The sequence below is a fragment of the Alteromonas sp. 009811495 genome (assembly GCF_028865455.1).
GTDB lineage: Bacteria > Pseudomonadota > Gammaproteobacteria > Enterobacterales > Alteromonadaceae > Alteromonas.
Genome location: NZ_CP113972.1, coordinates 2,998,923 through 3,024,676 on the forward strand (window position 1 = coordinate 2,998,923; position 25,754 = coordinate 3,024,676).

A 25,754-nucleotide genomic window follows, 5' to 3' on the forward strand; every position below is an offset into this window, starting at 1 on the left:
TTTGTTTTTATCATTTGGTTTTTAACCAAAATGCCATTCTGTTGCGTATACTGAAGACACTGTTTTGTTAGCGTTTTTTTGAGTTTACGCATTTATGCTTACCATCAATGGTCTGTCTAAGTCCTTTTCTTCTGATGTACTGCTTTTAGACCGTTTGTCACTAACGGTCAAGGCAGGTGAATCAGTGAGCATTCAAGGTGCATCAGGGTGTGGAAAATCTACCCTACTCTCACTTATTGCCGGTTTCGATGCACCTGACGAGGGTCAAATCTATGTAGGAAACGAGCGCATTTTTGATAGCCAAGTCGCTGCCAGCAAAGGCGCATCTATTAAAAGGCCTGCTACCACAGGCAAACTTGATGATTTTCGCAAGCAATACCTTGGCATTGTATTTCAAAGCTATAACCTTTTTGACTGTTTCAACGCTTATGACAACATTGCCTTTACCTCACGACTAAAAGGCAACTTTGATGCAGAGTATCAGCAGCATTTAATGCAAGAGTTGGGGATCGCTCATCTTGCCAAAAAGCCAATACACTTGCTATCTGGTGGCGAGCAACAGCGCTGCGCCATTGCTCGCGCATTGGTACACCGCCCTGCTTTGGTACTTGCTGATGAACCCACGGGAAACTTAGACGAAGCAACCAGTGATGTAGTCTCAACATTATTGTTTGATGTTTGTCGCAGTACTAACACCGCGCTTGTCGTAGTAACCCATAGCCAAGAAGTGGCAGAAAAAGCCGTTATGGAAACCAAACTTCACGCTGGAAAGCTGGTTTCACTTACCAATAACCAAAGTGCATGCGGATGAAAAGCGCCCTGCACACTTTCGGATTAACATTAAAAACGCTTTTTGCAATGGCAAAAAAGCGATGGCTCGAGCCGCTTCTTATTATTGCTGCTATTGCAGTGGCGAATGCAGGTCTTATAACAGTATTGCTTATCAATGAAGGCGCCGAACAAGGCGAGTTATTAGAAAGCAAAGACAAGCTATTTACCGACAATGTATTGGTCCCCATCAACAGCGACCTGTCGCTAACTAAAGAAGATTATGTAAAAGCGCGATTGGTGGGGTTTACTCAACTTGCCGCGCTTGCTCAGCGCACTGTGCGCGTATCGTGTGGCGACGCGTCATCAAGAACATTTAATGTCAACATCATGGGCGTAGACACCCAAGTACTGATGAGTCACTTTGTTAGCGTATCGAATTTACAAAACGGCGGCGCATGGCTTAGCACAGAAATGCAGGGGCAGAAAAATACCTCTGTGAGAGGCCTCATGCACCCTGCTACATTGGGCGAAATAGCATGTGAAAACCTTGTGTCGTCAGACGTAAAATGGCCATCGATTATCAATCCTGTTGTGAGTGCTGCTGTCCCCCAAGATACTTTGGTTATCGCTATTACCGACTTTTATCGGCACAAAGTTTCACCACAAAGTACACCGCTTTCTGGTTTTTTATCGCTCATGCCGTTGTCCAGTCAGGAGATTGAAGCGCTAAACAGCATTACCTCAGTCACATTAGTTAAACCTCAAAATACGTTTGCCCAAGAAACAGGGTCACTCCCAGATAGCTTTAAGCTTAACCTTTGGGCAATGAGCGCACTTATGGGGGTTGTTGCGCTGTTCATTGTGTTAAACGCGCTTAACCTGATGTACCGCACGCGTTTGCCCAATATGATTCGACTAAGACAGCTAGGCATTCAAAGCTATATTCTATCCTTAGCACTTGTTGCTGAGCTTCTGATCTACTGTGTCTTTGGCATCCCCCTTGGCATGATAGCTGGTTTTAATGCGGCCTCCTGGCTATCCCCAGTGATTAGCGGTACGTTTTCCTCTTTGTTTAGCGCTGTCTTTATAAAGCCAGACGTCAATTTGCTTTCGATATTTTTATTTGCACTTATTGTGACCTTTACTTCGCTGGTTGTGTTTTCACTGTTGCCAGTTACCCAACTAGCCAATGCCCTCTCGCACCATAAAATAAAGCAAGAAAACCAGGCTTCTTTAGCGCAAGCTAGTTTGATTTCATGCATAGTGCTTTTGGTACTTTATCTGTTGTCACACTTCGTTTCTTCCACAACACTCGCACTTGGCTATGTTGCCGCATTACTGCTTAGTAGCTGCGCGTTGGTCTTACTTTGGTTGCCTATATTGACCACATGGCTTGCTAAAGTTACGCCAAAGCGTTGGGTGGTGTTATTTTTTGTTGTTTCAAATATGCAGTCGCTGTCATCTAAGTCGCGATTGGCCGTTTGCGCATATTTTATCGCACTTACCGCCAATATTGGTATGAACACCATGACAAGCAGTTTCCGAGACGCGACGGTTGACTGGTTAAAGCAACGCCTTTATGCCCCTGCATACCTTTATACTGATATGCTGTATTCAGATATCGTGTTGCCAGACAGCCTCGATGCAACCCCCTTGATGAGGTTGAAAGCCACCTTGAATGAGCAGACCATTTCTGTCTCTAGCTACCCTCTTCATACCGAAGGACAAATCGCATTGCTACTTGATAATGCTGTGGATGATGCGTGGGAGCAGTTTTCAAAAGGCCAAGGGGTTTTTATTAATCAACAATTGGCACTGATGAACAACGTACGCATTGGTGACACACTTTCTTTGTCGAACTATTCATTGGCAACAAACAGAAGCGGTTTAGACAAGAACATCACTACCCTTACGGTTGATAGCGACACCCTAGACGATACCCTGTTTAGTAAAAAGCAAGCGTGGCGTGTACTGGGTATATACCCTGACTACGGCAATACACAAGGGCAAGTATTTGTCCCCCTTCCCCGTTTATTGTCAGCTCGTAAGGAAAACAGTGGGCTAAATAACATGTTGTTTTCTGGGGCTATGGCACTGTATCCAGCTACTCAAAATTCAGCGTCTCCAAGCAACCTAACAGACAGCACACTAACAGACAGCGCGATAACCGCGTTGGCGGCACCATTTGGCAATGCCTATTCAAAAACACACCTACTTAACCAGTCGCTTAAGGTTTTTGATCGCACGTTTTTGCTAACCGATGGACTGAATATCACCACGCTTGTCGTCGCCGGCATTGCCTTTGCGGTATCGTTAACGGTTTTAGCTTTAGGTAACGCTCCGCAATTGAATACATTGCGGGCACTAGGTGTCAGTCGCCTACAAGTGAAAAGCGCGCTGTTTACGCAATATTTTTTGCTTTGCCTTGTAACCGCGATACTGGCAATTCCCTTTGGTATTTTCTTAGCTTACGTGTTTATTGTTATGGTAAACAGGTACGCATTTAACTGGGTGTACCCCATTGTTATTCAGACTGACGTAATCATGTCCAGCGTGATGCTCTCGCTTGCCATTGTGTCAGTGGTTTTACTTTTGCCACTCGGGAAACTTGAACCAAAGGTCGACCTTCGCCAGGAGGTACAGCTATGAATAAGTCATTGAAACGCGTAGGTCTATTCTTAGTTGTCGCAGGCATTACCGTGTTTTTTAGCTTTTTGCTGATACCAGAAACAAAGAACACACCTAATAAAGACAGTGCGCCTTTAGCCCAAAACGACAGGCCTCGACAATTTTTCGGTGGCATAACCGCACAAGATGCAGACATTGCCGCGCAAAGTTTCGCGCAAGTAACGAAAGATAAGCTTCTAACCTTGCCTAACGATCACAAAAGCCATCCAGATTATCAGTTAGAGTGGTGGTATCTCACGTTTGTGTTAGAAGATGACCACAAAAATGAGTATGGCCTTCAATACACGCTGTTTAGATTTAACACACCTAGCAGTAATAAAGTCGGTGAAAGCAATTGGTCGAATACACAGCAATGGATGGGGCATGTTTCACTACACACCAACACACAGCACTATTTTGAAGAGAGATTCGCAGCAGGCGGTGTGGGTAATGCTTATGTAAATGGCAGTCCGTTCGAAGCGATTATAGACGACTGGTCATGGCGTACCTCGGCTCCAAACAATATGTTCCCGTCATCCCTAAACCTGTCACTGAAAAATAAAAATGCCACGGGAAAAAGTTCGCCATCACGAGACCAAGCACTTGCATTGGGCGAAGCAGTGTCTATTGATTTATCACTCGATACTTCAGGCCCATTTGTAAAGCAAGGCGATAATGGATATAGCCGAAAAACGCTAGATGAACGACTTCGCTCTTACTATTACAGCCAACCGTTTATCAACGCAAAAGGAAACCTACTAATTAATGGAAAATCAATTGGTGTTAAAGGACTTGGATGGTTTGACCATGAATGGACCAGTCATCTTGCCAACAGCGATGCCATGGGCTGGGATTGGTTTTCGCTGCATTTAGACAATGGAGACAAACTCATGGCATTTCGTATGCACTCTGCTCCATCAAGTTCTGCAACTGCCCTGTCAGATATTTTTACTACTGGTACTTATATAACCTCAAGCGGCCTTAAAAAGACGTTGTCAGATGAACAATTATCAATAATACCAGTAGAAAACGAAACTATTACAACTCGAACTGGGCCGCGCGATGTCCCCACGTCATGGCGTATAGTGCTTAAAGACACGGCCAGTGATCTTGCACTTAATCTTAATATAAGCCCCTTTAAAACCAATCAATGGAATGAAAGCGCATTTCCCTACTACGAGGGACGCGTTAATGTATCGGGTACTCATTCTGGAACAGGCTTTTTAGAGCTAACCGGCTACTAATGCTTATGGCCTAGTAAATTGACCAATTAATACGCTCACTAAGCGATGTTAATGCCGCTACACCCAGCTGTGAATTGCCCACACTATTAAGCGCTGGCGAGAATACGCATATAGAAAAACGACCAGGCACTACAGCAACAATGCCACCGCCTACCCCACTTTTACCTGGAAGACCTACCTTAAAAGCAAAACTTCCTGCCTCGTCATACATACCACTTGTTGCCAATAACGCATTAACCTGCTTGGTTTGGTATGGCGTGAGTACTTGCTCGTTGGCACATGAAGACATGCCCGCATTTGCTAAAAAGCTGGTCGCACGCGCTAAGTCTTCACAGCTCATTTCAAGGGCACAGTTATGGAAATAATTGCGAAGTACATCTTCAACCTCATTCTCAAAGTTACCGTATGCTTTCATCAAGTAAGCCATAGCGGCATTTCGAGAACGGTGTTCGAACTCAGATTCTGCCACCACCTTGTTTACAACAATATCGCCATTGCATGACAATCTTCGTACGAAGTCACGCATAGCAATATGGGGGGAGGCAAACCGCGACTGAACCATGTCGCTCACCACCAGTGCGCCTGCATTGATAAATGGATTGCGTGGAATACCATTTTCATATTCAAGCTGTACCAGTGAGTTAAAGGGCAAACCAGAAGGTTCACACCCTACCCGTTCCCACATACTTTCACCATAGTGATTAATGGCAAGAACAAGGTTAAACACCTTCGAAATACTTTGAATTGAAAAAGGGACGCCAGCATCACCAATAGACGTAATTTGACCGTGAGTATCACAGATAGCAATACCAAACTGACGAGGGTTTACAGACGCCAATGCGGGTATATAGTCGGCGACCTTACCCATTCCCAGCATGGGTTCGACTTCGTCAAAAATGTCCTGTAGCAAGTTGTGCATGTCGTTATTCATCAATACCACTTCTGTTATTGGTGTGTATAAAAATAAAGCGCCTCTAGGGCGCTTTACCAATACAAATCGTTTGTGTTAGTTGCAGTGCCAATCTTCTTTGAAGTTACATGCATCATCGTCATCGGTAAGCTCGATATTGGTTTCTACTTTAGTTTCAGCAGGAACGTTCTTTTTAAACGGCTTTTTATCTAAAAAACTGAAAATCTTTTTCGCAATATCAGTGTTATCAATTTGGCCCATAAAGCTGGTGTATCCAGCACCGAATGCAAATACTTCTACGTCTACACCCGTGTGGCCACCGGTAGTCCATCCAGTATTGGTTTTGGTGTCTAAAAACGCCTTAACCGCCATAAAGCGAGATTTGTCATCTTGGTTAGCTACGCTTTCAAGGGTAGCAAGTTCTTCTTCCGTTAACGACAAGCCAAGATTCTGAGCGACATACTCACCTGGTTTTTCTTCGTTAGGCATTGCCATAGCAATTGTCATTACTGATGCCTGCATATTTTTTAGGTGCTCTGGGCTCCAGCGATAATCACCATTTGCACCAATGGTAAGTCCACCCGTGCTGTGGTCAGCAGTGAGTATTACCAAGGTGTCAGGGTTAGCTTTAACATAGTCGCGCAAATACTCCATAGTTTGCGCAAGGTCGTGCATTTCTGCCATAGCAGATGCGATGTCATTTGCATGGCCCGCCCAATCAACTTGGCTCGCCTCTACCAGCAAGAAAAAGCCATTGTCGTTCTCAAGATGCTTGATCGCATTTTTCGTTAGGTACTGAAGGCGATTTTTACGCTTGTCATCGAGTACTGCTGGCAACGCTACAGGCGCAAACAAACCAAGTACATTACTACCAGCAGGAATTGATGCTAGACGATTATAAGAATCAGCATATTGGTATCCTGCATCGATAAATTGCGCGAGAATATCGCGATCTTCACGCTCGAAATAAGACGTTCCACCACCTAACATAACGTCGGCAACAAATTTGCCGTCTACACGGACGTCATAAAAATCTTCAGCAATTTCGTTGTAGTTTTTACGGCTTTCATTGTGTGCAATGTAAGAGGCAGGCGTTGCATGAACAATTTGCGAAGTCACTGCAAGTCCAGTACGCATGCCTTTACTTTTGGCATAATGCATAACGGATTTAACAGGTTTCTTATTAACGTCTACGCCAATGGCTCCATTATAAGATTTAACGCCCGTGGCCAATGCAGTCGCAGCCGCAGCAGAATCAGTTACATAGCCAGAGACTTTTGCAGGATACGTTGAGGCATTGCCCACTAAAATGTCGTCAAAGACAACCGTTTCAATATTGTCTGTGGCAGGGTCATCAACATAGTTGCGATAGGCTGTGGTATAAGCGGGCCCCATACCGTCGGCAACAACCATTATAATGTTTTTTGGTACATTACTTTGAGACGCTGTTGTTGGCGCAGAAGACGCTGCATTATCAGTGATGCCACAGCTTGCTAAGAACGTAACTGACGCACATGCTAGTAACGATGTACGAACAAATTGTTTAATCATCTAAACTTCCCTGAAGTATGTACGCACTACCTAGTGATTAATAGACCGATAATGCGCATAAAAAAATGCTTATTTCTCTGTCGCGCTTAAGTGTGCTTCTTTAGACTTTCGCCCTGAAACGCTTTTTTGTCCGAGCACGCTCTGCGCGTAAGTTTATATTATACGAGTGTTCTCTGTGCACTAGCGAAAAGCACATTGCACCTGCACACGGCGACAGGTGCCATTAGTGTAAAACACACACAGTGTATCCTCAAAGCTTTCCGCAAAAATAATAAGTGTTACAAAAATATTGGCCAAATACAGATTTGGTCACACAAAGGCGTGAACCGCCGTCAAATTAAGGCGGAGGTAAGAGAAAGCAGCGGTAGGAAATTTATTTTTGACTGGCTAAAAATTCTCGCAGGCGCTGCTGCGCAACATCAACAAGCATATCTGGCTGAAACTTTGAAATAAAACGGTTACACCCTACTTTTTCAACCATCGCATCATTAAAACTGCCACTAAGTGACGTATTAAGCGCAATAAACAGGTCGTCCATTCTAGGGTCATTTCTAACCTCTGAAGTAAGTCTATACCCATCCATTTCGGGCATTTCAGCATCGGTAAACATCAATAGAATTTCGTCCGATGGGCGTTTACCTTCATCTGCCCATGACTGCAATAATTTAAGCGCTTCTGCACCGTTTTTACGCTCAATAATTGACACGCCTAATTGTTCTAGTGTGTCGCGTATTTGTTTACGGGCCGTGCCTGAATCATCAACGATCAAGATCTGTTTACCGTTGAAGTGATTTACAATTTCAGTATCAAGCACCTCTTCTGAAATTGAGGTATCGTAATCAATGATTTCAGCTAATACTTTTTCAACATCAATGATTTCTACAAGCTCAGTTTTTCCATCAATATTCACCTGAGTTATAGCGGTTAAATAGTTTGACTTGCCAATACCGCTAGGTGGCGGTTGGATATCGCCCCACGACGTATTAACTATGCTTTTGACTTCACCAATAATGAAGCCCTGAACACTGCGGTTGTACTCTGTGATAATAACGTTTTTGGCAAAGTCTTCTGCAACTGTAGAGCGCATCTTAATTGCCTGGCGAAGGTCGATGATGGGGATAGATTTACCTCTATAATTCATCACACCTTTCAAATTATAGTGCGAGCCTGGCATCATATTGAGCTTGGGAACGTTTATTACCTCTTTGATTTTAAAAACGTTCATTGCAAAAATATGACGAGTGCCTAACTGAAACATCAAAAGCTCAAGCCTATTCTCGCCAACAAGCTTGGTTCTCTGATCGACCGACGATAAGACACTGTTACCCATATCACTCACTTTTCTTTATAAATCAATGCACTTAATGATACATATAGCATCATCGCGACAATCTACCTTGCACTTGCGGGCAAGGCAATTACTCTTTTCGGTAATCTATCAATTAAATTGTAGACCCACGCGCCTTACTTTGCTGTGAAGTGCAAGGTGTAGCGCATAGTGCGTAGGTTCACAGTAACATTAACTCATCACGTATTTGCCCCCTACTCCACTCGATACTCTACCCGACACCCACTCACAAACATTCACCAAATGAATGGCGGCAATGCTGATTATATATTTCTATTATTCAACTTTGCGCACTAGGATGAAATGGAACTAACGGGAACGCCCTACAGCGTAAACGCTAATAACGTTAAGTATTTTAATTATAGTCGGGAGAGACGCTCATGTCGCAATATCAACAAGACATTGATAACTTCGCCACATTAAAAGCAGCACAGAAAGGAACATGGGAAGGTATTAACCCTGAGTTCGCTGCTCGCATGAAAATTCAAAACCGTTTTAAGACGGGCCTAGACATCGCTCGCTATACGGCAAGCATCATGCGCAAAGACATGGCTGAATATGACGCAGATTCGTCTCAGTACACACAGTCACTAGGTTGCTGGCATGGCTTCGTTGGTCAGCAAAAAATGCTTTCAGTTAAGAAGCATCAAGGTACCACGAATAAAAGCTACCTTTACCTATCAGGTTGGATGGTAGCAGCGCTACGCTCTGAGTTTGGTCCACTTCCAGACCAATCTATGCATGAGAAAACATCAGTATCAGCGCTTATCGAAGAACTTTACACTTTCCTTCGTCAAGCTGACGCTCGTGAGCTAGGAGATCTTTTCCATAAACTCGACGACGCAAAGAAAAATGGCGGCGATGTAGCGGCCATCCAAGCGGAAATCGACAACTACGAAACACACGTAGTACCAATTATCGCTGATATCGATGCTGGTTTTGGTAACGAAGAAGCAACTTACCTTCTAGCTAAGCAAATGATTGAAGCAGGCGCGTGCTGTATTCAAATCGAAAACCAAGTTTCAGACGCGAAGCAATGTGGTCACCAAGACGGCAAAGTAACGGTTCCACACGAAGACTTCCTAGCTAAAATCAACGCAGTTCGCTATGCGTTCTTAGAACTTGGCGTAGATGAAGGTGTTATTGTTGCACGTACCGATTCACTAGGTGCTGGCCTTACTCAAAAGATCCCAGTGTCTACTTCTGAAGGCGACCTAGCTGCACAATACAATGCATTCTTGAAAACGACTGACGTTGCAGGCGTAGACGACCTAGCTGAAGGCGACCTAGTACTTAAGCAAGGCGGCAAGCTTGTTAAGCCAGAGCGTCTTCCTAACGGTCTATTCCGCTTCAAAGAGGGTACAGGTTTTGACCGCGTAGTACTTGACTGTGTGACTTCACTTCAACACGGTGCAGATCTTCTTTGGATTGAGACTGAAAAGCCTCATGTGGGTCAAATTGCTGAAATGGTTAACGCTATCCGTGAGCAAGTACCTAACGCGAAGCTGGTATACAACAACTCGCCATCGTTCAACTGGACGCTTAACTTCCGTCAGCAGGTATTTGATGCATGGACTGAAGAAGGCAAAGACGTTTCTGGTTACGACCGTGCGAAACTTATGTCTGCAGACTACGACGACAGTGAACTTGCAGCGGCAGCAGACGAGAAGATTAAGAGCTTCCAGGCTGATGCAGCGCGTGAAGCAGGCATCTTCCACCACCTTATCACTCTGCCGACTTACCACACTGCGGCACTGTCAACTGATAATCTTGCGAAAGGTTACTTCGGTGAAGAAGGTATGCTTGCATACGTTCGCGGTGTTCAGCGTCAAGAAATCCGCCAAGGCCTAGCGTGTGTTAAGCACCAAGCAATGGCTGGCTCTGACCTAGGTGACACGCACAAAGAATACTTCTCTGGTGAAGGTGCACTTAAGGCATCTGGTGAAGACAACACCATGAACCAGTTCGACGTATAAGGTACGTTGGAAATAAGTTAACTGGAAAGCATCCCAACCTTTCCAATGGGCACCTTCGGGTGCCCTTTTTCGTTTTTAACGAAAAGCGACCTTAAACGCCTGCCCCACAACATTCATCTCATTTATTTTTTTCGCAAAAAGAAATTTTATACTTTTTTAACTAAGATTCATCAAAAAAAACACATAAAACATAAAATTCAATAACTTAACACACAATTCATTTAAAAATTAAGACTAAACGCTTATCTGACATTCAAAACAAAAACGCGTACAATAGATATGTTTAATTAGGTTCAAAAAGAGCATTACAATAATGAATATAGCGAAGGTCGACCTTAATCTATTAGTTTATTTAGATGTACTGTTACGAGAAGGGAGCGTCACAAAAGCCGCTAACCAGTTGAGTATTACACAACCGGCCATGAGTAATGGTCTAAAACGCCTGCGCGACTTATTTAAAGATCCACTGCTGGTGCGCACCAGTGACGGCATGACACCGACAAAGCGCGCGTTAGAACTTCAACCCATTATTCGCGACGTATTAAGCCGTCTAGAAAGCTCGATTCAACCAGAAACCGACTTCGACCCACTTACTAGTGACAGAACCTTCCGCATTATGACCAGTGACTATGCTGAAAGTACATTGTTACTCGAACTCGTTGGAAGGCTTGCAGATTTAGCGCCCAACATCACCCTCGATTTAATTACTCCCAGTGACGTAACGTTTCACGATGTGGAGCAAGGCAAAGTTGATATGGCCATAAACCGTTTCGACGAATTACCACTGTCATTTCACCAAAAAGTCATTTGGTACGACACGTTCAGCTGTGTGATGAGTGCTGACCACCCGCTAGTGGCAAAATGTGATTTAGACGGCTACTTGCGCGCACAACATATTTGGGTAAGTAAAACAGGTTTTGGCGTTGGCGTGGGCATCGACCCCAACGAAGTCCAAAAATTAGGTTGGGTAGATGCTGAGCTTACAAAAATTGGTAAGCAACGCGCAATTCGCGTTTTCACTCGTCACTATCATGCTGCATTACAAATTGCGAAAAAGCAGAAACTCATTGCAACCTTGCCAAGCAAAGCCGCGCGCTTGTTCAAACACGATCCTGATGTGGTGATCAAAGAGCCGCCTTTTGATATACCGCCTATTGCGCTAAAAATGGCGTGGAGTGCATTGTTACACCACGATGCAGGTCATATCTGGTTACGTAGGCTAATTAGCGATGTTGCTAGTGAGATGAATGCTGGTTAAGCCCCATCATTCACAAAATATATGACAAAGATACAAACCATAAATTAAAAAACTATCTCTATACACACTACACTGAATGAACAGTTAAATGTATAGAGGTAGTTATGCAAGGATATATTACTCGAGGCCGTCTACAGGTTGCCGAACAACTCGACAACTTCATTAATCAACAGGCCCTCCCAGGAACAGGCGTAGAGCAAGACGCCTTTTGGAAAGGTGCAGAAGCCCTCTTCGCAGAATTTATTCCTCAAAACCGAGCGCTGCTAGAAAAGCGAGAACAATTACAGCGCGCTATCGACGACTACCACAAAGCCGGCAACCCGGTGAATGGCAGTGAATACACTGAATTTTTAAAATCAATCGGCTACTTAGTAGAACAACCATCAGACGTGTCAGCAAAAACAACCAATGTCGATGCTGAAATAGCCACAATGGCTGGCCCACAACTTGTCGTTCCTATCAACAACGCTCGCTATGCACTTAACGCGGTAAATGCGCGTTGGGGCAGCTTATACGACGCCCTTTATGGTACTGATGTTATTAGTGACGAAGGTGGCGCAGAGGCAGGAAAAACCTATAACCCTGTACGAGGTGCAAAAGTTGTTGCAAAGGCCAAAGCCTACCTTGATGCTATGATCCCCCTTGCTAAGGGCAGCCATGGCGATGTGAGTGCTTATGGCATTGAATCGGGTAAGCTTTCGGTAACACTTATCGACGGTGATGTTACTACGCTTGCCAACAGCGAACAGTGGCAAGGCTATCAAGGTGATATTGCTGCACCTAGCGCTTTACTGTTTGTGCATAACGGCCTTCACTTTGAAATTCAGATAGACCCTACTCATCCAATTGGTGAAAGTGACCCCGCTAACGTAAAAGACGTACTTGTAGAAGCTGCACTTACTACCATTATGGATTGCGAAGACTCTGTAGCAGCGGTAGATGCCGAAGACAAAACCCTTGTTTACAGTAACTGGCTAGGTCTAATGAAGGGTACGCTTAGTATAGAGATGACCAAAGGTGGGAAACAGCTGGTTCGCGCTATGCACGAAGACCGCGTTTATTCGCCATCTAAGCATGTTGCACATCAAGGCGAACTTTCATTAAGTGGAAGAAGCTTGATGTTTGTGCGTAATGTTGGCCACCTTATGACAAACGACGCCATGTTGTTTGACGGTGAAGAAGTCCCTGAAGGCATTATGGACGGACTTGTAACGTCGCTTATTGCCAAGCACGACTTACTCGGAAATAGCAAGTTCAAAAATAGCCGTGAAGGCAGTATTTATATTGTTAAACCGAAAATGCATGGTCCAGAGGAAGTTGCATTCTCAAATGCACTTTTCGGCAAAATAGAAACGATTATCGATGTGCCTGCCAATACGTTGAAAATGGGTATCATGGATGAAGAACGCCGCACCAGCATTAACTTACAAGCGTGTATTGCACAAGCAACCTCGCGCGTTGTATTCATTAACACAGGCTTTTTGGATAGAACCGGTGATGAAATTCACACCTCAATGCTGGCTGGCCCATTTGCCGAAAAGGCAGCGCTAAAAGCAATGCCTTGGATAAAGGCTTATGAAACAGCGAATGTTGCTATTGGTTTGCGCTGTGGCTTATCAGGTAAAGCACAAATCGGCAAAGGCATGTGGCCAATACCCGATGAAATGCAAAATATGATGGACGCTAAAATTGGCCACCCAAAGGCGGGAGCGAACACAGCATGGGTTCCCTCACCTACGGCAGCAACTCTGCATGCTCTTCACTATCACGATGTAAATGTGTTTGACGTACAAAAGTCTTTAGATGCAGATTTTGATGGTTTAAGCGACATATTAACCATTCCATTATTAGAAGACGCGTCGACACTCACACGCGATAGCATTAAGCGTGAAATTGATAATAATGTGCAAGGTATTCTCGGCTACGTGGTACGTTGGGTACATCAAGGTGTTGGCTGCTCTAAGGTACCTGATATAAACGATGTTGGTTTAATGGAAGACCGTGCAACCTTGCGAATTTCATCACAGCACATAGCAAACTGGCTGGAGCACGGCATTGTCAGTGTCGACCAAGTTAAAGAGTCGTTGGCTCGTATGGCGGTGTTGGTTGACGAACAAAACAGTGGCGACCCTGAATATATCCCTATGGCACCTGATCTTGAGAATTCGATTGGATTCTTGGCTGCCAGCGACCTGATATTCAAGGGTAAAGAACAACCAAGTGGTTATACCGAACCACTGCTTCACGCTCGCCGCAAAGAAATGAAGGCTAAATTGGCGGGTTAATAGTTTGCAATTCGGCACGCTCATATTCTCAAATTGAGAATATCTTTTCGCAAAAGGCACCACTCGGTGCCTTTTTTGTGTCAGATAATTTTACAAAAATATGACGTACAAATATCACACAATGTTAAATATTTGTAAATAAAGACAACTCCGAAACTGGTACGTAGTATGCACCATGCAACAGTACATAGTAGTTCCGATGCAATTGCAGAATTGGAGTTAGCTAATGAAAAGCATAATAAAACGCCTAGCCATTTGTGTAACACTGCTTATCGTTTCTGGCCTTGTTAATGCCACCATAATAAGTTCTTCAGTGGGCTGTAACGTTAACAATGTTCAGTTAACCAGCATGACAAATGTCGGCAGCAATACCAACTTATTAAGCCAAGACTATAGTGCAACGGAATGTGCTTTTTATTACGGAAATGATGATGCCCACGGCGTAAGCTCACCAAATCCGAATATTGGACAGTTAAACGATGGCTTATTAAACGGTGAAGCCGGATTTGACTACTTTCACTTCATTGACCCAAGCGATCTCCAAATACTCGATATAGACCCATCAACTGGTCAGCCCGATGGGGTGGCAGATGATCCAGGCTGGATCCACCTTGCAAATCTCAATAGTAATTTTGTAGAAACATACTCTGACATAGGACCTGCGCCGCTAGGTGATGGCTCTGTATTACAAGGGCAAAAATCTTCACCCAGTGATACTGCACCAAGCCTTGATACCTTGCTAGACATTACATTTGCATGCACAAGTGGAACAACGGGCGATTGTAATGCCGGTACATGGAATTTAGATATTCTTGATTTGTCAGGATTAGTGAATACCGTCAGTCAATTACTCGGACGCGCAGCCCTATTTGATCAGCTCGCCATATCAATAAAATCAGGTACGCCTGGTGGAGCGCATACTTCCATAATTTACAACATCGACTTCAAAGACATTTTTGCAGCAGAAAACAATCCAGCAATACTCAATCTTCAAACGCCCTATAACTTAGGCGGTACATTTAATACGAACGACATTGGCGGAAAAGGTGTATCGCATATCAATGTGTGGGCTCGAGACCCCGCGCAAGCAATCACGGTTTCAGCACCTTCCATATTTATGCTTATGACCCTTAGCCTCACGATGCTAATGATATCGAGACGCTTGCGATTTAATTAAACCAAAGTGGTCGTTAGTTGAAAAAGGATGAAGATAGTTGGCCGTATCTGCTTGATGTATAGACGATGGTCGGGGTGGTTATATAACTGTCCTCGGCTATTATTAATTTATGAGCAGTTCTGTAGAGTCTTATAAATGTCCGCATTACCTACTTTAACACCCACTGTACAGTCTCGCATTGTTCCTATTTTTTCTGGTGGTGGCACACGTTTAAGTGCACATATCGGTATCATATCAGCGCTGCAGGACATGACCATAGGTTTCGATACTCTGGTCGGAGTGTCTGGAGGTTCTATTATTGCCTCTTTGTATGCCAAAGGTTACTCGGTAAGTGAAATGCGAGAATTAGCGCTGCTTACTGACTTCAAACAATTCACTGACTTTTCGTTAATACGACTGTTACGCGAAGGGGGGCTTTCTTCGGGTGATGTGTTTCAAAAATGGATTGATGCCCAGCTTGAGGGAGCGACTTTCGAAGATTTGTCTCTGGATCTCCACATTCTTGCGACTGACGTAAACGGCGGTGGCCCGGTTTTATTCAATAAAAAAACCGCTCCACAAATGAAAGTTTCAGAAGCGGTGCGGTATTCCATGTCTATACCGCTTATTTTCTCATTTAAACCGTTTAAAGAGCACCTTTTGGTGGATGGTGCCATTTTATCTGAAGACGCGTTATTTGAGGATTGGCGAGGTGATGGCACACCTTCAGTGTGCTTTAGACTTCAAAGCACCGAACAAAAGCGCAAAGCAATAAAGAAAAACGTTCTACAACTCCCTCAGTATGTTGGCATGCTTATTCGTACATTTATGACAGCAATATCCAGAGAATATGTAAATGCTAAGTATTGGCACAATACTGTCGTTGTAAATACTGGCGATATTTCAGCAGTAGACTTCTCTCTGTCTCCGGAAATAAAGAATACGCTATATGAGATGGGGTATAGGACAACGAAAGAGTTTCTACCCAAAAAATGTGCAGGACTTATGGCTTATGAGTCAACGCATCTATAAGGCAAAGCGCTATTTTATAAGAAAGAGAATGTGGCTTGATAAACGACAGGTGGTACACTGCTACAATAATAGCATTGGCGCAGTGTACCTATTCTAGACTACACCTTGTAGAAGTTGCGGTACCAATCGACAAATGCATTAACGCCTGTCTCAACATCAGTACTTGGCTTATAGCCCGTATCTTTTACCAGTGATGAAACATCTGCGTAAGTGTCAGGTACATCCCCAGGCTGCATTGGCAACAAGTTCTTCTTCGCTTCAATGCCTAATGCATTTTCTAGTGTTTCAATGAATTTAAGCAAGTGTACCGGCGTTTGCGCGCCAATATTGTACACTTTATATGGCGCCTTACTTGTACTCGGGTCAGGGTTGGCACCATCCCAGTTGTCATTTGGCTTCGCTACGTTATCGAGAGAACGAACTACACCTTCGACGATATCGTCTATATAAGTAAAATCACGGCGGTGATTTCCGTAATTGTATACGTCTATAGTCTTACCTTCTAAAATAGCCTTCGTGAACTTAAACAGCGCCATATCAGGGCGGCCCCATGGGCCATACACGGTGAAAAAGCGCAATCCTGTAGTTGGCAAATTGTAAAGATGGCTATAAGTATGCGCCATTAATTCGTTAGCTTTCTTAGATGCTGCATAAAGACTAACCTGATGGTCTACATTGTGCTGTTCCGAAAACGGCATAGTTTCATTGGCGCCATACACCGAACTTGAAGAGGCATACACCAAGTGCTCAACGTTATTGTGACGACAACCTTCTAAAATATTACCAAAGCCCACAATGTTTGAATCTATGTAAGCGCTTGGGTTTTCAAGTGAATAGCGAACACCAGCTTGTGCGGCAAGATGTACAACTCTATCAAATTTGTGCGCTTCAAACAGCGAAGACATTTTTTCACGCTCTTCAACGCCCATTTCAACAAATGAAAACAAGCTAGAGGCATCAGAAGCCTTCAATTGGGCCAAGCGCGCGTGTTTTAAGTTCACATCGTAATAGTCGTTTATGTTATCAATACCGACTACTTCGTCACCTCTATTAATAAGGTATTGTGATACTGCTGCCCCAATAAACCCGGCAGCGCCGGTGACTAAGATTTTCACTTTTCTCTCCCAAAAATATTAGCGTGAGCTATTTAGATGTCCCTTCAGTTTCGAAGACGTGCTTTCCAAAAATTTGCTCTATAAGTGCTCTAATCGACTTAACAGAAAGATGATAAATCAGCAGCATCAATGGCATTTTGCACCAGTGTCCCCTGACCCAAGCCATAAAGCTAGCAATATTCCTGCCTTTTACGTCACACAATGGATGATGAGGCGATAATGCTTTGTCCATAAAGCTGTCCAACACGAAAAGCTTATGAGCTGTGTAAGGTATATCTTGCGTCAGCTTGCTGGGCAGTGGGAAACCTAGCTTCTTGCTACTGTAACGGCAAGCCAAAAATAACTCGCGGTAAAAACCGGTTTCTTTCGCTAAACCAATAGCTTCGTCCCAAAAATCATCGTTGCCAAAGTCTGCAATTAGAGACGCTATGTCATAAAGATCGCGATGCGCCTGTTTGAACGTCTCGTTAAATATTAAATGGATACACGAGTGCACAAGCATTGCATGCGGCTTTAGTACTGTAACGCCATTGACTTCCATTGTTTGTGCAAGAAACGCATTAATGTCGGGCGCTTTCCCTGAAATGGGCGGTACCAAATTATGATGGATATCCACCACCGTCCCTCGCCTAGATTGCACCAATGGAGGGATCTCATGTGCCCACTCTCGATAATAGCGCTCGTCATAGTCATTAATAGGTTTACTCATCCAACCTTTGAATAAAAGGCTCTTTTCCACTTTCTCCAAGCAGTTTTTAGGTACCAGAACGTCAATATCTGAAAACAATCGTCCCTTTGCCACTGACAAATCTGCTAAGCAATAAGCAGCGCCCTTTAGATAAAGGCATTGTGGTGTAACCGCTTGAATTGAGCTCGACAATAGTGAAACTTCATACTTCAAATGGTCGGCTTGGCGATTTGCCATTATTCGCGCATTCTCTAAATGCCCTCTTACGACACTGGGAAACGAGTCTAATAAACCATGCTCTTCACTTTTAAATGCGAACAGTGCTAACAAGCGCTCAAATCGCAAAATTTTAATGAAGCTAGACCACCAAGCGTCGCTTTTATCAAGGCAAGAAGCTGGGTTTAATACCGCATCAATAAATGCTTGTTCTGTGATCGTCTGTTTATGAGAGGACATCATTTTCCAAGAAACTCTGGAGCTCTTCCAAATTATTATATCTAACTTCAAAGGTCTTACTTTTCTCGACTAAGTTAGTTAGCGTAGAAAAGCCCAAACTGCCCAAAACACCATAATTAAAGGCATTAGTAGTAAGCGTTGAAAAAGCCTCTGCTTTACTTAATTCATAAATATCACAATACGTATCAGCTGAGTACTGAGGATAGACAATCGCAACTACTTCAGCCTTTTCCCGACGCGCGTCCCAAGAAGCTGTTGGTGGAGATAAATGAACGACATCGCCTTTGTGTGTATTAGGTGATATATGAGAAAAGCGCCCCGAAGGAAACCATGACTTGGCTAAATTAATCGCATTATTTTTTAGGCAAATGGGCCGTACAAATGGCGTTACCTCAGTAGTATTAGGTGTCATTAGAGCCATTTCATCGGAAAGCAGACGCCAGCCATTGTGACTGAGCCAACTTGTAAGTGTACTTTTGCCAGAACCAGGTGGTGCAGGAAACAATATCGCTTTGTTATTTTTTGCCAGCACCGCAGAGTGTAAAATTACATGCCTAAACTCGTGAGCACTTACTATCCAATTGAGTCCCCACTCGAACATGGCGAGCGATTTATCAGATGGCATGGGTAAAAACGGTTCTCGCTGGTCACAGAAAAATTGTGTTTGTGGTTTTAGCAAGCGCCGAAGCAGGCTGGCATGTTTAATTTCTACATCATAGGTGGGCAGCGTCAGCGTTGAATCATCTCGCAAAACGTCGCCATAAAGCATTTCAATGCTGTCGGCTACTTGCGGTATGTCTGTTTTTATTGCAAAGGAAAATGGATGGGTATCCAGCAAAAAACTACTTAATGCCATTCTGCTTTAATAAATCCTTTTTTGACGAGCGCCTTTCTGACTTGCTCAGCATTCTCGTCCACATTTTCATTCGCCTCAAATGCGTTTATTAAACTTTGAGGACCCACTGTTGCAACGAAAACTTCATTACTAAATGTAGAATAAATCGTCATTCCACTATGATCAGAAAAGGCGTGATAAATCACGCCTTTTTCAAAGTACAAATGCAGACCATTACACATGATGGTCCACTAAGAATGTAGCTAACTCTTCTGCTACCGCTTTCTCATTGCCACTAGCATTATCATGTAAATATCTTGCAAACTCGTACTCATCAGCGAACAGACCCGGATTGCTCGACCCGCCGAGACTAGAATTAAATGTCTTTAGAATTGGAAAATGAATAGTTTCACCACCAATAGTTTGGCCGTGGTTTGCAGCATTAAGGATCATCTCTGCAATGTAACAATTGATATTACTAGGCCCAGAACGCTTGCCTTTAATATTGCCGTCGCCACCACCAACATTTTTTATTACTTCATAAAGCGTGACATCTAGCATTTCAGAATTCGTAAGAATATCGCCATTTTTATGCTTCATGATACCGGCATTACCATAACCAAATGGTTTGTTACCCGTGTATTGAGAGTACTTTGCATTGATTGAAACTGCGCCCCAATGACTCGTCCAGTTCTTCCACTTTCCAGGTGAAAGTAGAGCAATCGGAGTTGTTCCAGCATAATCAGAACCGTGACCTGATGCGGCGATGGAACCAGCAATAAGAGAGTCCTGCCCCCACACTGATGCAGCAGGAAGTGACGCTAGGATTGCGCCAGCAGATGTTCTCTTTAAAAACTTACGACGAGAGCTTCTTTTCGCTTCATCGTTTTTATTCATATTGTCCATTCTAACCACATCCTCAAAGACTTAACTCACTACGATTGCATACATTGCAAAAATCAAGCCAAGAAATAAAACATTGATTTGATTGAAGTTTAATTCGCGCCAGTTGAAAACTGTAAAAAATACTAACAGTAAAATATACTGCTACTCCCAGATTATAAGCTATATGAAAATTTCGACAACCTCGATGCAGAAGTATTTGACGGGTAGATACGCTTTAACATTGATTTCGTATTGTTAATCTGCGCTTCTAACTATACTCTGCCATAACAAACCAGTACTTAAGGTGTATATATGAATCCTTTGATCGACATTCTCTCTCGCGAATTGGCTGATATTTGTGAAATTACTGCCTCTGAAAGCGCTAGAGATAATAAGTTGCTCAACACAGAAGGATTCGAATCAACTATATCCATTATCGCTACGCCATCCGATAAACAGGCAATACAAAAAATTCTTCATATCGCAAACTCCCCCGACGTATATGATGTACCTGCGTTTAGCATATACCCTGTAGGCACCGGCAAGAATTGGGGGTATGGGTCTGGGTTACCGAGTAATCAAAGCGCTACAGTGGTATTACTCGACCTATCAAAGCTAAACGATATTACGTATTTCGATAGTGAAAACGGCATTGTCACACTTGAACCAGGTGTCACTCAGCAACAACTATTTGATTTTTTAACTGAACAAAGCGCACCATTTATGGTGCCCGTTACGGGCGCAGGGCCCAGCGCAGGTATAGTAAGTAATGCCCTTGAACGTGGCTATGGAATAACTCCAACTGCAGATCATTTTACCGCCGTTACGAATTTGAAAGGCTACCTGGCAGACGGCAGCTTTTACGAATCGTCGTTAAAGGTGATGAGTGATGAAGCGGGTGGTGATGAAACCAACTGCTATGTCGATAAAACCTTCAAGTGGAAACACGGGCCTTACCTAGATGGTATTTTCACGCAGTCAGGCAATATGATTGTTACTGAAATGACAATAGCACTTGCTAGGATAAAACCCGCTTTCGATTCGTTTTACATGCGCTTTTATGAGAAGGACAGCTTTGAAACAGCTTATAGCGTAGTGAAAGAAATATTCAACAACTTGGAAGGCGTTGTTGGCTCAATCAATTTAATGGATAAACGCAGAATATGTTCGATGGTCGCGGAGAACCCTCAAGGAGCCCAAAGCCACTCGGTTATGACTGAGCACCAAGTTGAAGCAATTGCAAAGCAATACGACGTGCCAGAATGGACCGTTGTGGGTACTATTTATGGCACAAATAATGTGGCGAAAGCTGCCAAGCGCGACATTCGTAAAATTGCAAAAGGAAAAGCAAACCAAATATTATTTTCAAGTAGCTTGCTAGTAAAAATAGGGCAATTGGTAACCAAGTTGCTGCCATTAAGTGCACTAGATAACGCAAGAATACAACTAGAAAAGCTTGAAAAGGGAATGGAAGTAATGCGCGGCAAGCCTAGTGAAGTCGCTCTACCTCTAGCGTATTGGCGTAATCCACGAGTAAAACCTGGCGTTCAATCTAAGCTATTACACCCAGCAAAAGATAGCTGCGGCTTATTATGGTACGCGCCATTAGTCCCCGCCAAAGCTCCAGATATGTCTAAGTTCATCGAAATGATTAGGCGCATAACGCCCAAATACAATATCGAACCAATGATTACCTTTACTAATTTAAGTGGTATATCAACGGATAGCACAATACCCATTGTATTTGATCGCGAAAACCCTCAAGCGATTAAAGACGCGCAAGCGTGTTTAAACGAACTGGTCTGTGAAGGTTTGAAGCGTGGGTTTATTCCCTATCGATTAAACATAGAGCAGCAAAAGAGCCTGAATGCTACGAGTACCTACTGGAAGGCAGCGGGAAAAATAGCTGCCGCACTCGATCCCAACGGCATAATAAGCCCAGATAGGTATAACCCTTATAAACCGCAGTAATTTACATTTTATGAATGGCCACACATAGGAACAAGTCTATAAGCCGTGCTGCTTCAGTAATGACAATGCATGAATAATTGGGATTGCGTAGCTAATACCGCTTGGCGCTGACAATGCCGACTCTTTACCTTGACTGACAAATACCTTGTTAATCACGCCAACCGCGTGTCCTGTTTTGACATCATAAACTGGGCTTCCAGAGTTCCCTGGATACGCAGTGGCATCGAGCTGATACACTAATTCAGGTTGCTTTAAGCGCTTGAGCATACTAACTGTTAACTGATCTGCATTTTGCGCAGGTATTGCGTCTGGTGTGATAGCCGAGATCATTCCTTTGTGGGTAGCAGGATATAGCCCTATCGCAGCACCTATTGGGAACCCAGTGAAGGCAACATCAGTCCCCGGGGGCAGCAAAGCGCCCTCTGCTAGATTGACTGGTTTCAATTTACCTTCGAACTTTAATACGGCGAGGTCGTGCACAGGGTCGATACCCAACACCTCAGCTTTATAGGTCTTAACGTCTCTGCCCTCCCCCGAAATAACGACAAAATACTGCACAATTGTTGGGTCGAGGATCTTTGATACAACGTGATAATTCGTAATAACATGTTTGCCATCAGCAACTACAAATCCCGTCCCTAAAACCTGATTGCCGTTCGCTTCAAGCGGTGTATAAAGCCCAATGGCAACTACGGACGGCGTGACTTCTTTCACTACCTCAGGAAACACCGCAAACGCTTTAGCACTAAAAAGCATAAAACTGAATACAAATGAAGTTAGCAGGCGACGAGTAAATATCGTAGTCTTTGCCATACATACTCCTTTTAAAGTTAAATTAAACATGGAATTACTTAAGCTTATAGTGGTTGAGTTGGTATCACCACTAAAGTTTTCATTCTTACTAATGCTCTTAGCGCTGCTATTAAAAATAATGAAGCGTGAACGGGGCTGTTACTGTGTGAGTATATTTGCAGTAGCGTGGTTGTTACTTTGGTCGCAACCCTACGCTAGTAAGTTACTGCTAAGCAAAGTGGAGTATCAATTGCCCACTCACGACGATACCTCTCTTGATAGTCCTGACTACATTTTTGTTCTTGCTTGCTATTACAATACCGAAGGCGCTCTACCAGAAATAAGCCGGTGGCAAGAGTGCTCATTGCAAAGGAATGTAGAAGCAGCGAGACTTCACTTCTTAACAAAGGCGCCAATAATAATCAGCGGCGGCTATTTCTTAGACGACGAGAAAGTCAACTTCAGCGACAAAGCCGCAGATTTTTTTCAATCGTTAAACATAAATGCATCTGAACTTATTCTTACACGTCAAGGAACAAACACTCATGAGGAAATTGTTTCAGTAAAACCATACATTACTGATAAGAACATCTGGGTTGTTTCGTCAGCTAGTCATATCGCTCGAATTAAACTGGAACTTGGATCGACTGCAAATTCAGTAACGTACTTTCCGGTTGATTACCATCACAATGGCGACACAACATTTTTCATCACATGGCCTTCAGAAGACTCACTTCAAAATGCGAGGAGGGGGTTATACGAACTTTTGGCGAGAGTTAAATATAAACTGCTAAATTAGTGAGTTATACGAAAGTAGTGAATAGAATAAAGTGTGACTTATAACGAATTATTGGTTCCGCATTGTAAAGATAATCTGCTAAGCTTAGAAAACGTTAAAAATAAAAATGATTGTGTATGAGTAACCAGAAACAGAAAAGCGTACTCGATAGAGTCACTCAACTTGTGGGTAAAAATAACAAGTTGGGCAAGTTGTTGTCTGGTTACAGCAAGCTTAAAGAAGCTAGCTATATCTCAACGCATTTCTCGACCTACCTCACGCCCTGTGTTGCGCTTGAAGAAGAGCTTCGTAAAGAAGTATTCAAGATTAGACATAACGTTTACTGTGAAGAGCTTGGGTTTGAGCCAATAAAAGATGACGGATTAGAACTCGATGAGTTTGACTCCTTCTCACTACACTGCTTAATTCAGCACGTAAGCTCAAAAAACTATGCGGGCACAGTGAGAATAGTTCGACCTACTGAACCCCATCAACAGTTGCCTATAGAAAAGTACTGTTTAAATTCAATTACCGACGACAAACTGAATCCAGCGAATTTCGCCAGAGAAGATGTGTGTGAGGTATCAAGGTTGGCAGTACCCAAGCAGTTTAGACGCCGTCAAATGGATAACCATGACGGTGCAGCGGTTGGTATCATTAACCAACAAACCTATTCAGAAACTGAGTTGCGCTGCTTTCCGTTTATTGCTGTCGGGTTGTATTTTGCAGCTGCTGGCTTAACGATAGAGAATAATATTAAACATGCTTATGTAATGATGGAGCCTAGATTAGCGAGAAGCATGGGCTTTGTGGGTATTAAGTTTCAGCAGATTGGTCCTGTTATTGACTATCACGGAAAGCGCGCCCCTTATTACATAAATCAAAAACTTTTAGAAACTAGTCTTTCACCTAGCTTTGCCAAAATGCTTGCTGATATACGGAAAGGGTTAAATCAAAAACATTGACTCTTAACTTATCCAAATAATACCTATAAAAAAACACGGCAATGCCGTGTTTTTTATTGCTTTTAATTCTTGTAAATTAATTCCAGTAATCAACAGACACAAAAAAGCCCAGCTATTGCTGGGCTTTAATATTTAGTGTGCTACGCTTTCGCGTGACAAGTCGTTGATTATGCTTTACGACGACGAGTCATTGCACCTAGACCAACTAGCGCTAGACCAAACATAGCAATAGTAGAAGGAGCAGATACTGTAGCAGCTTCAACGTTACCAGAACCACGTACGCTGTACTCAGAAATGTTTAGGTCAGCAGGTGAAGCAGGAGCACGGCTGTTATCGTCGAAAGTAGACGCTAGACCAAATGCATCAGCTTCATACGCACCAGCGAAGAAGTCAGAGATGAAGTTAGACTCAGCGATACCGCCAATTACTTCACCGTAGAACAATGTTGTACCAGAGATTAGTGGCTCACCAATGTTTGCATACGCAGGGTCTGCATAGTATTGGAAGTCACGTAGGTTTAGGCTTAACCATAGGTCGCCATCAACTGCACGAGCAGCGTGGTCAGTCGCGTCAGCGAAGTTATCCATTTGCGCTTCGTCAAATGCACCACCTACTTGATCGTAATCAACATAAATGTTTAACCAGCCGTCAGTAGAGTCGATTGGCGCATTCGCATTTTGAGGGTCAAAGAATAGACCACCAAAGCTGAATGTAAGCTCACAACCGTTACAGTTTGGCTCACCTAGACCATTACCTAGGTTGAATTTACCAGCACCAACTAGCTCTGGTGCATCACCACCTGCGTAAGCATTAGAAATGCTTGAAAGAGTTGGAGAAATTGTTTCAGCTGAAACAGCAGTATTTAGGTCAGCAACACCAGTAGTGTTAGTAACTGTCCACCACTGTGTGAAATCGATAGTAGCGCTAAAGTTTGGAAGTCCACCATCTACTTCCCAAGACACACCACCAGCTGCACTTACTACACCAGCGTTCGCTGCAGAGCTTGCTGCTAACATTGCGGTTGCTAATAATAATTTTTTCATAACGTCCTCATTAAAAGAAAATGGTTTC

The 25,754-nt window shown here is 43.4% G+C and carries 21 protein-coding genes; 11 read left to right on the top strand and 10 right to left on the bottom strand.

The features are described from left to right. Positions 1–94 precede the first annotated feature (94 nt). From OZ660_RS13735 to OZ660_RS13745, 3 genes are read left to right on the top strand one after another with little or no spacing between them, the layout of a single operon-like run. Positions 95–811: an ABC transporter ATP-binding protein gene (locus tag OZ660_RS13735; RefSeq protein WP_226432975.1), complete on the top strand. Its 717-nt coding sequence runs from the start codon at positions 95–97 to the stop codon at positions 809–811. Next, positions 808–3,420 (top strand): ABC transporter permease, encoded by a 2,613-nt coding sequence (locus tag OZ660_RS13740; RefSeq protein WP_274741280.1) that lies wholly within the window; start codon positions 808–810, stop codon positions 3,418–3,420. Before OZ660_RS13735 ends, OZ660_RS13740 begins: the two co-directional genes overlap by 4 nt. After that, on the top strand, positions 3,417–4,682 hold the full coding sequence (locus OZ660_RS13745) for a lipocalin-like domain-containing protein (protein WP_274741281.1): 1,266 nt from the start codon (positions 3,417–3,419) through the stop codon (positions 4,680–4,682). The genes OZ660_RS13740 and OZ660_RS13745 overlap by 4 nt, the downstream gene beginning before the upstream one ends. A gap of 10 nt (positions 4,683–4,692) precedes the next feature. Here OZ660_RS13745 and glsB read toward each other — a convergent pair whose 3' ends face one another. From glsB to OZ660_RS13760, 3 genes are all read right to left on the bottom strand, one after another. Continuing rightward, the gene (gene glsB, locus OZ660_RS13750; RefSeq protein ID WP_159627162.1) at positions 4,693–5,601 is read right to left on the bottom strand and encodes a glutaminase B; all 909 of its coding nucleotides are present in this window, start codon (positions 5,599–5,601) and stop codon (positions 4,693–4,695) included. A gap of 87 nt (positions 5,602–5,688) precedes the next feature. Further along, positions 5,689–7,143, bottom strand: coding sequence for an alkaline phosphatase (locus OZ660_RS13755; protein WP_274741282.1), 1,455 nt, complete (start codon positions 7,141–7,143; stop codon positions 5,689–5,691). A gap of 373 nt (positions 7,144–7,516) precedes the next feature. Next, positions 7,517–8,473, bottom strand: a complete 957-nt coding sequence (locus OZ660_RS13760; protein ID WP_226432978.1) for a chemotaxis protein CheV — start codon at positions 8,471–8,473, stop codon at positions 7,517–7,519. Between the two features lie 398 nt (positions 8,474–8,871). Here OZ660_RS13760 and OZ660_RS13765 point away from each other — a divergent pair, with 398 nt between their 5' ends. The 5 genes from OZ660_RS13765 to OZ660_RS13785 all read left to right on the top strand — a co-directional run bounded on the left by OZ660_RS13765 (position 8,872) and on the right by OZ660_RS13785 (position 16,198). Then, entirely contained in the window at positions 8,872–10,467 is a 1,596-nt protein-coding gene (locus OZ660_RS13765; RefSeq protein WP_274741283.1) for an isocitrate lyase, read from the top strand. 313 nt (positions 10,468–10,780) lie between these two features. Further along, positions 10,781–11,725 (top strand): LysR family transcriptional regulator, encoded by a 945-nt coding sequence (locus tag OZ660_RS13770; RefSeq protein WP_159627081.1) that lies wholly within the window; start codon positions 10,781–10,783, stop codon positions 11,723–11,725. Between the two features lie 104 nt (positions 11,726–11,829). Then, positions 11,830–14,010: a malate synthase G gene (locus tag OZ660_RS13775; RefSeq protein ID WP_274741284.1), complete on the top strand. Its 2,181-nt coding sequence runs from the start codon at positions 11,830–11,832 to the stop codon at positions 14,008–14,010. Between the two features lie 226 nt (positions 14,011–14,236). After that, positions 14,237–15,187: a hypothetical protein gene (locus OZ660_RS13780; RefSeq protein ID WP_226432980.1), complete on the top strand. Its 951-nt coding sequence runs from the start codon at positions 14,237–14,239 to the stop codon at positions 15,185–15,187. A 135-nt stretch (positions 15,188–15,322) separates the two neighbouring features. Beyond that, complete coding sequence (locus OZ660_RS13785) at positions 15,323–16,198, top strand: patatin-like phospholipase family protein (RefSeq protein WP_226432981.1); 876 nt, start codon at positions 15,323–15,325, stop codon at positions 16,196–16,198. Positions 16,199–16,296: 98 nt separating this feature from the next. Here OZ660_RS13785 and OZ660_RS13790 read toward each other — a convergent pair whose 3' ends face one another. The 5 genes from OZ660_RS13790 to OZ660_RS13810 are packed head-to-tail and all read right to left on the bottom strand — an operon-like array spanning position 16,297 to position 20,198. Next, a complete protein-coding gene (locus tag OZ660_RS13790; RefSeq protein ID WP_274741286.1) occupies positions 16,297–17,313 on the bottom strand; it encodes an NAD-dependent epimerase in 1,017 nt (338 codons plus the stop codon). A gap of 28 nt (positions 17,314–17,341) precedes the next feature. Beyond that, positions 17,342–18,460: a nucleotidyltransferase domain-containing protein gene (locus OZ660_RS13795; RefSeq protein WP_274741288.1), complete on the bottom strand. Its 1,119-nt coding sequence runs from the start codon at positions 18,458–18,460 to the stop codon at positions 17,342–17,344. Further along, positions 18,444–19,313, bottom strand: a complete 870-nt coding sequence (locus tag OZ660_RS13800; protein WP_274741289.1) for an HprK-related kinase A — start codon at positions 19,311–19,313, stop codon at positions 18,444–18,446. Before OZ660_RS13800 ends, OZ660_RS13795 begins: the two co-directional genes overlap by 17 nt. Next, a complete protein-coding gene (locus OZ660_RS13805) occupies positions 19,304–19,534 on the bottom strand; it encodes a hypothetical protein (protein ID WP_202262076.1) in 231 nt (76 codons plus the stop codon). Before OZ660_RS13805 ends, OZ660_RS13800 begins: the two co-directional genes overlap by 10 nt. Continuing rightward, on the bottom strand, positions 19,527–20,198 hold the full coding sequence (locus OZ660_RS13810; RefSeq protein ID WP_274741290.1) for a hypothetical protein: 672 nt from the start codon (positions 20,196–20,198) through the stop codon (positions 19,527–19,529). Before OZ660_RS13810 ends, OZ660_RS13805 begins: the two co-directional genes overlap by 8 nt. Positions 20,199–20,489: 291 nt before the next feature. On the opposite strand from OZ660_RS13810, the gene OZ660_RS13815 reads away from it, so the two are divergent. Then, positions 20,490–22,148, top strand: coding sequence for an FAD-binding protein (locus tag OZ660_RS13815; RefSeq protein WP_226432985.1), 1,659 nt, complete (start codon positions 20,490–20,492; stop codon positions 22,146–22,148). Positions 22,149–22,184: 36 nt separating this feature from the next. Here OZ660_RS13815 and OZ660_RS13820 read toward each other — a convergent pair whose 3' ends face one another. Continuing rightward, positions 22,185–22,961, bottom strand: coding sequence for a S1 family peptidase (locus OZ660_RS13820; RefSeq protein WP_274741291.1), 777 nt, complete (start codon positions 22,959–22,961; stop codon positions 22,185–22,187). A gap of 28 nt (positions 22,962–22,989) precedes the next feature. Between OZ660_RS13820 and OZ660_RS13825 the strand changes: the two genes are divergently transcribed. Both OZ660_RS13825 and OZ660_RS13830 read left to right on the top strand, forming a co-directional pair. Next, complete coding sequence (locus OZ660_RS13825) at positions 22,990–23,739, top strand: YdcF family protein (protein ID WP_274741292.1); 750 nt, start codon at positions 22,990–22,992, stop codon at positions 23,737–23,739. 116 nt (positions 23,740–23,855) lie between these two features. After that, the gene (locus OZ660_RS13830; RefSeq protein WP_226432987.1) at positions 23,856–24,683 is read left to right on the top strand and encodes a PEP-CTERM/exosortase system-associated acyltransferase; all 828 of its coding nucleotides are present in this window, start codon (positions 23,856–23,858) and stop codon (positions 24,681–24,683) included. A 167-nt stretch (positions 24,684–24,850) separates the two neighbouring features. Here OZ660_RS13830 and OZ660_RS13835 read toward each other — a convergent pair whose 3' ends face one another. Continuing rightward, complete coding sequence (locus OZ660_RS13835; RefSeq protein ID WP_226432988.1) at positions 24,851–25,726, bottom strand: PEP-CTERM sorting domain-containing protein; 876 nt, start codon at positions 25,724–25,726, stop codon at positions 24,851–24,853. Positions 25,727–25,754: the final 28 nt, after the last annotated feature.